This window comes from uncultured Ruminococcus sp., assembly GCF_947301925.1.
Classification (GTDB): Bacteria; Bacillota; Clostridia; order Oscillospirales; family Ruminococcaceae; genus Ruminococcus.
Map to the genome: position 1 here is coordinate 67,205 of NZ_CAMYUE010000007.1, position 12,005 is coordinate 79,209.

The window sequence follows — 12,005 nt, forward strand, 5'->3', positions numbered from 1 at the left end:
GCTTACTCTATATTCTGGATCTGCTCGCGGATCTTCTCGATCTCGGCCTTCATATCAACTACCACCTTTGTGATGTTGAGATCCTGAGCCTTTGAACCGATGGTATTGACCTCGCGGTTCATCTCCTGAACGATGAAGTCCAGCTTTCTGCCCACCGCCTCGTCGCCTGAGAGCATATTCTCCAGCTGTGAGATATGGCTCCTGAGACGGACGGTCTCCTCGTCCACGGCGATCTTTTCAGCGAATACGGCAGCCTCGGTCACGATGCGCTGATCGTCGATATCCTTGCCCTCCAGTACCTCGCTGAGCTTCTTGTACAGTCTGTTCCTGTAGTTCTCCACTGTCTGGGGAGAGAGCTCCTCCACCTTTGCCACCATACCCAGTATGCCCTCGGCCTTATCGGTGATATCCTTCTTCAGGCGCTCGCCCTCAACCTGTCGCATCTCCACGAAGCGCTGTATAGCCTCCGAGGCCACCTTTGAGACATCCTCCCAGACCTGCTCCTCGTCGTCGGGCGTTTTCTGGATATTGAATATGTCGGGGAGCTTCATCAGCTTTGACAAGGTGATGTCGTCCTCAACGCCCAGCTCGTCCGCAATGCTTCTGAGTGCGTTGACGTAGCCCTCTGCGGCGCCCTTGTTGACGGCGATCTCGGTATCTCTGCCCTCGATGTTGTTGATGGTGACGGACACCTCCACCTTGCCTCGGGAAATGCCGTTTTTCAGCAGAGCCTTCAGCTTTTCGTCGATGTAGCTGAACGTCCTGGGGACTCTTGACGAATACTCATAATATCTATGATTGACGGAGCGTATCTCAACAAGGATATCGCGTCCGTTAAGTATCTGCTGCGCTCTTCCGTAGCCTGTCATGCTTCTAAGCACCATATCGCCCGCTTTCATTATGATATTTTATCGCATAAAAATGCTATTATAATATTATAACATCTTTTGCCCGAAAATGCAAGCTTTTTTCGGAAAATATCAGGAGTTGACAAGCGCCTTTCTATAGTGATATCTTACAATGGGAAGCTGCAATTATTGTGGGATATTCCAAATATTTCCGTGACGCAGCCCATAACTGCCGCGGCTATTGACTTTTAACCGTCGTTATTGTATCATTAAAATGGCAGCACATGGCGTAGATACGCCGTTTGAACTGCCAAGGGATATTAATTTGGAGACCTGCTGAAAGTGTCCCCGAACTATACTATTTGAATGGAGGATAATCATGTCAGAAAAAAGCAAATTCATCAAACGCATCGTGAGCATATCCGCGGCAGCTGTAATGATGCTGTCGTCGCTGAGAATGTCTCCCGCAGAGAGGATCACCGCAGACGCGGCCAACACAATGACAGCCTTCGAGATCACCGAGGATATGAAGATCGGCTGGAATCTGGGCAACTGTCTGGACTGCCACGGCGGCAACGCCTCCGGTCTTGATACCGAGACCAGCTGGCTTAACCCGCGGGCTTCCAAAGCCATGATCGACGCCGTAAAGGCAAAAGGCTTCAACACAGTCAGAATTCCTACAACATGGTACCCGCACCTTGACGGTAATGACAACATAGATCAGCAGTGGATGAACCGCGTAAAAGAGGTCGTTGACTACGGCATAAGCAACGATATGTATGTTATACTTAATCTCCACCACGAGAACTGGGTGGATCGCGCCGATCTGGGAAGCGCCTATGACCAGATGAAGCCCCGCTTCATAAAGCTGTGGACGCAGATTGCTGAGACCTTCAAGGATTACGACCAGCACCTCATCTTCGAGGGCATGAACGAGCCCCGCGCAAAAGGCACCACTCACGAATGGTGGGGACCTGAGCAGAGCGAGGTGGACACCATAAACAGGCTGGAAGCCGACTTCGTACAGCTCATAAGAAGCTCCGACTCCGAGAACAACAAGAACCGACTCCTCATGGTAACAGGCTACTGTGCGTCGGCGGACTCCACCATATACACAAGGCTCAACGTTCCCAACGATAATATGGTTGCGGTATCCATACACGCCTATGTCCCCTATGACTTTACCATGAACAAAGAGGTGCAGGACCACAGTACCTTCACCAACGCATACAAGGAAAACCTTCTGAGCACTCTCAACGGCCTGAAGAGTACCTTCATCGACAGAGGCATACCCGTAATCATCGGCGAGATGGGAACCTCAAACTACAACAATCTCCAGGCAAGGCTCCAGTGGACCGAGACCTATATCACCCGCGCCAAGGAGATCGGTATTCCCTGCGTGCTCTGGGACAACAACGTTATACAGAACAACAAGGAACCCGGTGAGTGCCACGGCTATCTGAACAGGAATTCCTGCACATGGTATCAGGAATCGGAGCCCGTTGTAAACAAGATGATAGAGGTAGTCAACAACGACAATATCCTCTGGGCCGGCAAGCCAAAGACAACGACCACAACTACCACCACCACAACAACCACCACAACAACGACAACAACTACCGAGACCACTACTACCACCACTACGGAGACAACAACTACAACCACCACAACAACAGCTCCCGTAGTCGTAAAATACGGCGACGCCAACTGTGACGGAAATATGGAGCTGGCCGACGCAATACTCATTATGCAGGCGCTGGCTAACCCCAATAAGTACGGTCTTAACGGTACTGACGCTAAGCACCTTACTGAGCAGGGCAAGCTCAACGGCGACGTTGACAGACGTACAATAGGCCTTACCTCAAATGACGCCCTGACCATACAGGAATACCTCCTGCATATCATCTACACGCTTCCCATAGTATGACGGAATAGTACAAAGCTCCCTATGTTACGGCATAGGGAGCTTTTTTGCGCACAAAAAAGCTGCACGGATAAACCGTGCAGCTTTTGGAGATGTGTTTATGACTCTCAGATCTTTGAAGGATCAAGAGTTGAGATCTTGTGAAGGAGGTACTCCTGGATGCGGAGAGCATCGTTAGAAGTAAGACCTGTTACAGATGTATCTACATCGCCGTTGAGCTTACCCTGTTCTGTGAGATGCTTAGCGTCAGTACCGTTAAGACCGTACTTGTTGGGGTTAGCAAGGCTCTGCATGATGAGGATAGCATCTGCGAGCTCAACAACACCGTCACAGTTTGTGTCGCCCCAGAGGATATTGCTGGGAGGAGCAGTTGTGGTTGTAGTTGTTGTTGTGCTTGTTGTAGTTGTGGTTGTAGTTGTTGTTGTGGTAGTCTCGCCCGTTTCGGGAGCAGGCTTAACATCGGGGAAGAGGAGTGCCATTGTGCCGTAAGCAACAGTAGCATCACCGGCATGCCAGAATCTGTGATACTGGAACTGGAAGTCCTTGATATCGATCTTGCCGTCGCCGTTGTTATCCTTAACATCTGTGCCATACTTCGGGCTTGATGAATACTGATAATCGTAAGCTTCCTGCCACATTGAATCCTTCTCGTAGCTCTTACGGATGGATGAGAATGTTGCGCCGGGAACGAGCTCTGAACCATCAGGCATTTCGCCCTTGTAGTATGAAGGAATGTAAACTTCCTCAGTAAATACTCTTGCGAGACTGGGATTGGTGTCAGTAAATGTGATACCGATCTTGTCACGGCCCTCATAGTACTGGTATGAGAGAAGTCTGTTAGCCAGATAGAGACCCTTTTCAGCAACAGATGTGCCTTCCTTGTTTGCAAAGCTGGGATCTACGCCCTTAGCAGCTGCATAGTAGATAAGTGTATTACAGAGTGAGGATACGCATCCAACGTCTCCCTGTCCGTAACCGCCGATGGTGCAGTGGAGGTCCTGGTTGCCGTTGGGATCATATTTACCGTCCCATGTATCGGGAGTGCATGAATAGTCTGTATCTTTTTTGCCCCAGTCAAGGGTTGAAGGAATACAGTATGAGAACTCATGGCCGTCCTTATCAACGTAATCGAAGTGTGTGTTCTTCTCGAACCAATCGATCCATCTCTCAAGGAGCTGATCGAGTGCCTCGTCGAGAGCGAGACCGCCGTATGTCTGACCTGTCTTATCGCCGCCCTCCTTGGATACAACGTAGTACAGCTCAGCAAGACGCTGTGTTGACCATACCTGGTTACCGATCCAGTGGTTGGAACCGGGATCTGCGTATACAGGGTGGGGAACGTAAGCCATCTCATAGAATGTAGCGTGGCCTGAAGGATATTCCTCGTAACGACCTCTCCAGCTGTTTGTACAACCACCGGCGAAGGGTCCTTCTCTGGACTGGAGCCACTGATACATTTCGATCTGTCTCTTGAGAGACTCCTTATAGTCTGTGTCAGCATCTGAAGCTGCCATACCGCCCTTGATATCGCTGTCGTTGAGCAGACCGTAAGCAGCAAGAGGATTCTGATAGAACTGATGTGAATGTGAGCATCCGATCTGCCATGCCCACTTGTAATCGCCGTAATCAGCGAAGAGAGCTCCGCCCCAAGCGGTGTACCAAGCCATCAGATAGTGCTTAGAATCCATGCCTGCAGACGGGCTTGTGATCTTTGTATCCTTAGCGATAGCCTTGTAATACTTATCAAACATATCGTTACGGCACTGGTCACCCATCTTACCTGCGAGAGCAGATATCTTGCTATCGCCAGCCTTGTATCTGTTTGCAAAGTAAACAGCCTGGATAGCACGGTCCTCAGCGTCGGGAGCGTTTGTGAATGAATACTGTGAGGGAACCTTGAACTCACCGTTGAAGATAGCCTTGATACCGTTACCGTCATTGCCCTTCTTGTCGGTGTTACCCCACTTGAGCTCTTCAAGACAGGGAGCAGGAACAGTCTCGAAACAAGACTCCTGTTCACCTCTCTGGAATGTATTGATGAATGTGAACTTGCCTTCGCCCTTTGAACCCTTGCTGAAGCCGTACCAGTCGTCAACGTCAGCCAGCCAGTTCATGAGGTAGTAACCGTTGTCGCTGCCGTATGCAGACTTGAATGTGTCGTACATAGGGTTGATAGCTTCAACGTCAGGCTGTGAAGCGGGATAATCCTGAGGCTGGTCGCACTCTTCAGCGGTATCAGCCTTGAGTCTCTCCTGCTTCCAGATCGTATCGTACTCGATTTCGGTGTCTCTGCCTGAAGCCTTGGACCAGCCGGGGATCATAGCCTCCATTGTGTTCCATGCCTTTGCAAGATCGCCCTTAGAACCGCTGATAACGTTCTGCTGAACGAGAACATCGTGCATAGCAGCCATCCATACGATGTATGACATAGCCTCAGATGTTGTCTCGTGACCGTAGTCAGGAGCCTCAACGATGAAAGTTTCTACTGAATGGTAAGGAATACCGAAGCCGCTTCCGTTTGTCTGTTTGCTGAGGTAGCCGTTTGTAACACCGTTGGTAACAACGTCATCGTACATAGACTGGAACATCTCAGCGTAAGAACCGCATGAAGCCTGAGCTTCAGATGTCATAGCAGATGATGCCATAGGCACTACTGCTGATGCGGACATTGCAGCTGCAAGAACGCCAGCTGCGAGAGCCTTATTCTTTTTGCTTATCATTTGTTTTTACCCCTCTCATAATAGTATAGTGGTTAAAAAATGGATGATTTGCCTCTTTAAACAGAGGCGCATACGAAAATACTTCGTACACTGTGTGCATTTTCACGCAGACTGCACACAATTCTCAAACTATTTTCAAGATAATTATATTCTACATTTCAGTTTGTGTCAACAGTTTGGATTGTTTTCACATTTGCGCCAAGTCATTTTTGGTGCAATGCACACAATGTCAAATCCGTTTTTGTACATTTTGTCCATCCGACAAATCCAAGAAAAACCGCATATATTAATGAATTATTAACAGGTTTCGATAATGAACAATACTTCCAAACATTCATCCTGCCCACAATATTCTTTCACAAAACCCACACACTTTGGCTATAATATTTAGCTTAGCGGAGTTTTGCATTTATGCTCGGTCATTTCAGCTGTCTTTCTTGAATTAACATTTTATTCATATTATGTTCATCTTGTGTTAATGTTATTCTGCGATAATAAGGCAGTATGCTATGATGAGATAATAGCACCATGCTTTTACTTTATTTTTGATTTTTCGATCGGAAAGGAGCACCTCATGATTACTATTGAAAATCTTACGAAGTATTACGGCAACAACCGTGCCGTCAATCATATAAGCTTTACAATAAACGATAATGAGATACTCGGATTTCTCGGGCCCAACGGTGCGGGAAAATCGACCACAATGAACATGATAGCGGGATACCTTCCCATGTCCGACGGCAAGGTCACCATCTGCGGCGCCGATGTCACCAAGGAGCCCTCAAAGGCCAAGCGCAATATCGGCTATCTCCCGGAGATACCTCCCGTATATCCCGACATGAAGGTACACGAATACCTCTCCTTCTGCGCAGGCCTGAAGAAGGTTCCCAGAGGCGAGAGGAAGGCCGAGATAGACCGCGTGATGGGTCTGCTGAAGATCAAGGACGTCAAGGGCAAGCTGATACGCAACCTGTCAAAGGGCTATAAGCAGCGTGTGGGCTTCGCGCAGGCTCTCCTGGGCAACCCCAGGTTCCTTATCCTCGACGAGCCTACCGTAGGTCTCGACCCCAATCAGGTGGCCGAGGTCCGCAGCATCATCAAGGATCTCAAAAAAGAGCATTCGGTAATATTCAGCTCCCATATCCTCAGCGAGGTGAGTGCCGTATGCGACCGCGTTATCATTATTAATAAGGGCGACATACGCGCAATAGACACCATAGAGAATCTGGAGAAGTCCTTCGCCACCTCACAGGTGCTCCACATCAAGGTAAAGGGCAGCAAGGCAAAGGCCGCCTCCATAATCGAGATGACCAAGGGCATAAAGGAGATAACCTCCATCGAGGACGAGGGCAGCGATATCTACTCCTTCACCGTTACTATGGAGGGCGACGCCGACACCATAAGGGACTCCGTAATGGCAGAGTGCCTGAAGAACGGCGTCAGCATCATCGAGGTATTCGCCGAGAGACCCAATCTCGAAAACGTATTCATCGAGCTCATAAACCGCCCCGCAAAGAAGTCGGGACTTCAGGAGCTCCTCGACGAAACACCCGATGTTTCCGGGGAAGCGGAAGAAAACCATACGGAAAAGGAGGAAGAATAATATGTTCCCTATATATAAAAAGGAGCTGCAGTCTTTCTTCTACACTCCTTTCGCCTACGCAATGGCAGCCCTTTTCATGCTGCTGTTCTCGCTGAGCTTCTTCACAGGCATAGCCAGACTGGAGGGCTCCAACACCTGGGCATTCTCCTTCACGGAAATGTTCTATTCGGTAATACTCTACTTCATATTCCTGATCCCCATACTCACCATGAGGACTTTTGCGGACGAGCGCAAGAACGGCACCGAGGTGCTGCTCATGACCTCTCCCGTAAGCACGGGAAAAATAGTTATCGCCAAGTTCCTTGCCAATATAACAGTATACCTGTTCATGCTGGCAGGCACCATAGTATTCCCCATAATCACCTCCATGAAGGGCGAGGTGGTTGTCAGCCAGCTCATATGCGCATACATAGGCATCTTCTGCTGGGGAGCCATGTACATCGCCCTCGGTATGCTGATATCATCACTCACCGAGACTCCCATCCTTGCCGCCATCATCGGCGAGGTCATCATGTTTGCCCTTCTGTTCGTTGACGATCTGGCCAACACAGCCTTCATCTCACAGTATCCGAAGGTTCAGTCAGCCATCTACGCATTTGCCGCACAGCCGAGATTCGCATATTTCTCCGAGGGCTTCATACGTCTTTCGGATCTGGTATTCTTCGGCTCGGCCATAATAGTGCTCCTCATATGGACATACATATCCATAGAGAAGCGCCGCTGGAACAGGGGGTAAGCTGGAATGAAAAAGAAAAAGCTCAATCTTTCGGGCGCCTTCGCATTTATCCTTGCGCTGCTGGTGCTGGCGGTATTCATACCCATAAACCTCATCACCGGCTACTACGACAAGGGCTTCGACATGACCCCGTCAAAGAAATACACACTGGACGAAAAGACAGTCCAGCTCATAAACGACAATTCCGACAAGCAGATAGACCTTTACTTCCTCTACAAGATGGAGTACTTCAAGAGAGCTGACGCCAATCAGCTGCTCCCCCTCTATCACGCGCTGACACAGCTGGAGGAGTTCGACAACGTTAAGCTCACCTGCTTCGATCCCAACGAGCAGGCCTCCCTCACAAAGCAGCTGGATCCCGATGGCTTGCTGGGACTTGAGCAGGGCGACCTTGTAGTAAAATGCAATAACGTCACCAAGAAGGTGGCTCACCAGAAGTTCTTCCAGGAGGACCGTGCAGGCGTCCGCGAGTTCGCAGGCGAAAGCCTTATCGACTCCGCCATAGCCACCTGCGCAAGCGGCTCGCTTCCGGGAGTATACTTCCTCACAGGCCACGGCGAGAAATCCATAGACGCCAACCTCTCCACCTTCGCTCAGAAGATGAAGGAAAAGGACTACGACGTTCAGGAGCTTGACCTTGACAAGGCAGGCGCTATCCCCGAAAACGCAAAGATAATCTACCTTGTATCCCCTCAGCAGGATCTCACCGACAAGGAAAAGGACCTCCTCCTCACATATGCGGAGAACGGCGGCTCAATGTCCTTCCTCATTGACCCCTGCGACACTGAGGGACGCTTCTACAATATAGAAGCGGTAATGGAGTACTTCGGACTCATACTTGACTACAACATAGTTACCGAGTCCGCTCCCGTAAATCAGCTCCAGGACAGAGACTCCATGCAGAGCGAGAACTACTTCCGCGTTGAATACCCCGCAGGCGGCCAGTACAACGAGGAATTCACACAGGATCTCACCTCCGACATAAACGTTCTGGTGTCCAACGGCGAATATATCGCAGGTATCGCCTACCCCAGAAGCCTTACGGAGATACCCGAGGACAGCTTCCCCGGAGCAGCCTATACAGAGCGCTCATCATTGATAAAGAATATCACTACCGTAGATGATAACACAGGCGAATCAGGCTATACCACAGTCAGCAAATCCATGGGCGGCGACGAGATCACAGCACAGCAGGCCGACGAGATGCTCACAGGCCTTGATCTGGACTTCGGCTACTACTCATACAACAAGACCTCCGGCGGCAAGATGGTATGCATCGGCACATCGGCAGTTATCGACAACGATCTGTACGACGTTGCCACCACAGGTACGCAGATGCTCACCCTTTTCAGCAACACATGGCTTTATGACGCAGATATACAGTTCGGCGTGGAGAACAAGTTCAATTCCTACGACAGCATGACCTTCAAGGACGCAAAGGAAGCCAAGACCACCATGTTCTTATGCTTCGTACCGCCGTTTGTTATCGTACTGATCGGCTTTATAGTATGGCTTAAAAGGAGACATTCCTGATGAAAAAAGCAATTATCGCCCTTGTGGTGCTTGTGCTGGCGGCAGCAGCCTCCATAGGCACATTCCTTGCCGTCAAGGGCAAAGATGACAAGAAAAAGCAGGAGGCCAGCAAGGTGCTCGCCGAAAACGAGCTGTTCAGCTTCGACGCTCACTCCGCCACAAAGATAGTTTTCTCAAAGGGCAGCGAGTCCTACACCGCCGAGAAAAATGAGGAGGACGCATGGAGCCTCAGCGGAAGCGAGTTCGCTCTGGATCAGGACTACTGCAATCTCATATGCACATACCTCTCGGATCTGACAGCCGAAACCAGCTACGGTGAGATCACCGACGAAAAGCTGGATATGTACGGCCTCAACGATACCGACACCATCGAGATCACCGAGCCCGGCGGCACTCACACCATTCATATCGGCGATCCCGCTCCCATGAACGATTACTACTATGTGACCGTTGACGGCAGACCCAATGTATACGCCATAGAGTATATGCGCGGAAGCGTGCTCAAGCTGGACAGGCTCCTTCTGAAGGACAAGATGCTCCTTCCCTACACCCTTTACGATCTGAATGAGGTCATACTCAAAAGGGACGGCGAGAACGTTCTGGACCTCGTATTGGATCCCGATTCACAGAACTGGTCCCTTACCGATGAATATTCGGATCTCCAGTCGGATACCACCGCCATAACCGCCAGGCTCAACAGCCTTGTGCGTCTTGAATCGGTGGAGATGCTGGACGAAAAGCTGGACGACCTTTCAAAGTACGGCTTCGACAAGCCCTATGCGGAAATGACCGTAAAGGCTATTGACGGTACCGAGCGCAATATCAGCTTCAGTATCAACGACGATTATCCGGGCTACTGCATCGCCCTTCTCGAAGACGGGCAGGTAGAGCTCTTCAACAAGTCCGACCTGAGCATAATCAACGCGCTCCCCTATGATTTCATAATCAAGGACTACCGCACAGCCAATGCCGCAGGCACAAAGCAGCTGAAGCTGAAGTACGGCGAGATAGACGCCGCATTCGACATAGACACGGAGAATTCCGAGTGTACCGCAAACGGAAAGAAGATCTCACTTGAGACCACGGAGAATTACGTTGCATTCGACAACTTCTTCAAAGCCGCTTCCATATTCAAGCTCACAGGCACAGACATCGAAGCAGAGCCCGAGCTGAAGGATCCCGCTCTCACAGCGGAGTTCACCCTCAAGGAGGGCGATCCTCTGAAGATAGAGCTGGTCAAGGGCGAAGGCACTATATACTATGTATTCCGCAACGGAAAATACATCGGCGGATATGTGGACGAAACAATGCTGAGGGGCAGGAACTCGCTCAGCGAATTCTATGTAAAATTCAGCAAAACAGCAGGATTCTGACAAAAAGCAGCACCGAAGGGTGCTGCTTTTTTATTGATCTGCTCAGCGGAAGGAGCCTCTGCGGCGGCAGGCTATCTCGGCATATTTCCGCTTGGTGGCCAGACCTCCGCGGATATGCCTTTCCTGCTTGTTCTTTTCGAGGACGTCCTTGACTCTGAGATACAGCTCGTGATCCTCCGTGCGGAGCCTTTCGCTGACGTCCTTATGCACAGTGCTTTTGGATATCCCGAATTTTCTTGCAGTACCGCGCACCGTAGCGCCTGTCTCGGTAATGTACCTGCCCAACATAACAGCTCTTCCCTCAGGCTGATCCTTCAAACATATCACCTCTTTCTGATGTACTTATTAATGTATATGTCATCGGAAAGGGATAGATGTTACGGCAGGTCAAAAAACAGTCCGGCTGACTGCTTTTGAGAGCGGACGCATCGCAAGAGAAGGCGCTCTCCGCAGATATGGACCATGATCTGCGAATATAAACAGAAATTCCGCAGATAATACTGCGGAAGGAGCTGATAATATGAAAGTTACACCCGAGCTTTACAGCGATATGACCGATCAGGTCTCACCAAAGTCCGATCACAGGACGAACCTTATATCCGCCTTTCTCGTGGGCGGAGCCATCTGTGCCTTCGGTGAGATAATAATGTCTCTGCTGGAGGCATTCGGCCTTGACAGCACCGCCTCGGGCGCATGGACGTCCATTATACTGGTGGGGCTCAGCGCCGTATGCACAGGCCTCGGCTGGTATCACAAGCTGGCAGGCCATGCAGGCGCAGGAACTCTTGTGCCCGTCACCGGCTTTTCCAACGCCATAAGCTCTGCCGCCATCGAAGCCCGTTCCGAGGGCCCCGTTCTCGGCATAGGAGTGAAGATATTCACCATAGCAGGTCCCGTGATACTTTACGGCTGTACCGCGGCAGCGCTCTACGGAGTGGTATACTGCTTCATGAGCCGATAGCCTTACAGTATGGCAAAGCAAAAAAATAAGCAGGGCAAACGCCCTGCTTGTTTAGATAAACAGATGAAAATAAATATGTGTAGAACAAAAGAAAGGAGACAACAAAACGAGTGTTAATAATTAAGAATTATTTAACACTACAGTTATTATACAGCATTTTGCCCTTCCCGTCAAGCAAAAACCCACACTTTTGTAAAAATGCACAACTTTGAGCAGTATATCTGCCGCATTTTTCATAACATTCCCGCAGAAAATACTGACAAGTGTATAAATTTACATATAGGCGCATCACAAAACCCTGCCGCAT

9 protein-coding genes are annotated in these 12,005 nt (G+C 49.9%); 6 read left to right on the plus strand and 3 right to left on the minus strand.

Translation table 11 applies throughout. The annotated features are described in order from the left end of the window. Positions 1-2: 2 nt before the first annotated feature. Positions 3-881 carry a YicC/YloC family endoribonuclease gene (locus Q0Y65_RS09760; RefSeq protein WP_297959385.1) on the minus strand — a complete coding sequence of 293 codons (879 nt, stop codon included), beginning with the start codon at positions 879-881 and terminating at the stop codon, positions 3-5. Between the two features lie 346 nt (positions 882-1,227). On the opposite strand from Q0Y65_RS09760, the gene Q0Y65_RS09765 reads away from it, so the two are divergent. Next, positions 1,228-2,775 carry a cellulase family glycosylhydrolase gene (locus Q0Y65_RS09765; RefSeq protein ID WP_297959285.1) on the plus strand — a complete coding sequence of 516 codons (1,548 nt, stop codon included), beginning with the start codon at positions 1,228-1,230 and terminating at the stop codon, positions 2,773-2,775. A 104-nt stretch (positions 2,776-2,879) separates the two neighbouring features. Here the strand turns inward: Q0Y65_RS09765 and Q0Y65_RS09770 are convergent, their stop codons facing one another. Further along, positions 2,880-5,492, minus strand: coding sequence for a glycoside hydrolase family 48 protein (locus Q0Y65_RS09770; RefSeq protein WP_297959288.1), 2,613 nt, complete (start codon positions 5,490-5,492; stop codon positions 2,880-2,882). A gap of 574 nt (positions 5,493-6,066) precedes the next feature. Here Q0Y65_RS09770 and Q0Y65_RS09775 point away from each other — a divergent pair. The 4 genes from Q0Y65_RS09775 to Q0Y65_RS09790 are packed head-to-tail and all read left to right on the plus strand — an operon-like array spanning position 6,067 to position 10,737. Then, positions 6,067-7,095, plus strand: coding sequence for an ABC transporter ATP-binding protein (locus Q0Y65_RS09775; RefSeq protein ID WP_297959290.1), 1,029 nt, complete (start codon positions 6,067-6,069; stop codon positions 7,093-7,095). Between the two features lies 1 nt (position 7,096). Continuing rightward, positions 7,097-7,831 (plus strand): ABC transporter permease subunit, encoded by a 735-nt coding sequence (locus Q0Y65_RS09780; RefSeq protein ID WP_297959292.1) that lies wholly within the window; start codon positions 7,097-7,099, stop codon positions 7,829-7,831. 6 nt (positions 7,832-7,837) lie between these two features. Next, positions 7,838-9,364: a Gldg family protein gene (locus Q0Y65_RS09785; RefSeq protein ID WP_297959294.1), complete on the plus strand. Its 1,527-nt coding sequence runs from the start codon at positions 7,838-7,840 to the stop codon at positions 9,362-9,364. Continuing rightward, positions 9,364-10,737, plus strand: coding sequence for a DUF4340 domain-containing protein (locus Q0Y65_RS09790; RefSeq protein ID WP_297959296.1), 1,374 nt, complete (start codon positions 9,364-9,366; stop codon positions 10,735-10,737). Before Q0Y65_RS09785 ends, Q0Y65_RS09790 begins: the two co-directional genes overlap by 1 nt. A 42-nt stretch (positions 10,738-10,779) precedes the next feature. Here the strand turns inward: Q0Y65_RS09790 and Q0Y65_RS09795 are convergent, their stop codons facing one another. Further along, positions 10,780-11,055, minus strand: coding sequence for a sporulation transcriptional regulator SpoIIID (locus Q0Y65_RS09795; protein ID WP_297959298.1), 276 nt, complete (start codon positions 11,053-11,055; stop codon positions 10,780-10,782). A gap of 202 nt (positions 11,056-11,257) precedes the next feature. Here Q0Y65_RS09795 and Q0Y65_RS09800 point away from each other — a divergent pair, with 202 nt between their 5' ends. Next, positions 11,258-11,698 carry a SpoVA/SpoVAEb family sporulation membrane protein gene (locus Q0Y65_RS09800; RefSeq protein WP_297959300.1) on the plus strand — a complete coding sequence of 147 codons (441 nt, stop codon included), beginning with the start codon at positions 11,258-11,260 and terminating at the stop codon, positions 11,696-11,698. The last annotated feature ends 307 nt before the right edge of the window (positions 11,699-12,005 follow it).

Coding starts and splice junctions, on each gene's coding strand:
- Q0Y65_RS09765 (WP_297959285.1), top strand. CDS start 1,228: ATGTCAGAAAAAAGCAAATTCATCAAACGCATCGTGAGCATATCCGCG.
- Q0Y65_RS09770 (WP_297959288.1), bottom strand. CDS start 5,492: ATGATAAGCAAAAAGAATAAGGCTCTCGCAGCTGGCGTTCTTGCAGCT.
- Q0Y65_RS09775 (WP_297959290.1), top strand. CDS start 6,067: ATGATTACTATTGAAAATCTTACGAAGTATTACGGCAACAACCGTGCC.
- Q0Y65_RS09780 (WP_297959292.1), top strand. CDS start 7,097: ATGTTCCCTATATATAAAAAGGAGCTGCAGTCTTTCTTCTACACTCCT.
- Q0Y65_RS09785 (WP_297959294.1), top strand. CDS start 7,838: ATGAAAAAGAAAAAGCTCAATCTTTCGGGCGCCTTCGCATTTATCCTT.
- Q0Y65_RS09790 (WP_297959296.1), top strand. CDS start 9,364: ATGAAAAAAGCAATTATCGCCCTTGTGGTGCTTGTGCTGGCGGCAGCA.
- Q0Y65_RS09800 (WP_297959300.1), top strand. CDS start 11,258: ATGAAAGTTACACCCGAGCTTTACAGCGATATGACCGATCAGGTCTCA.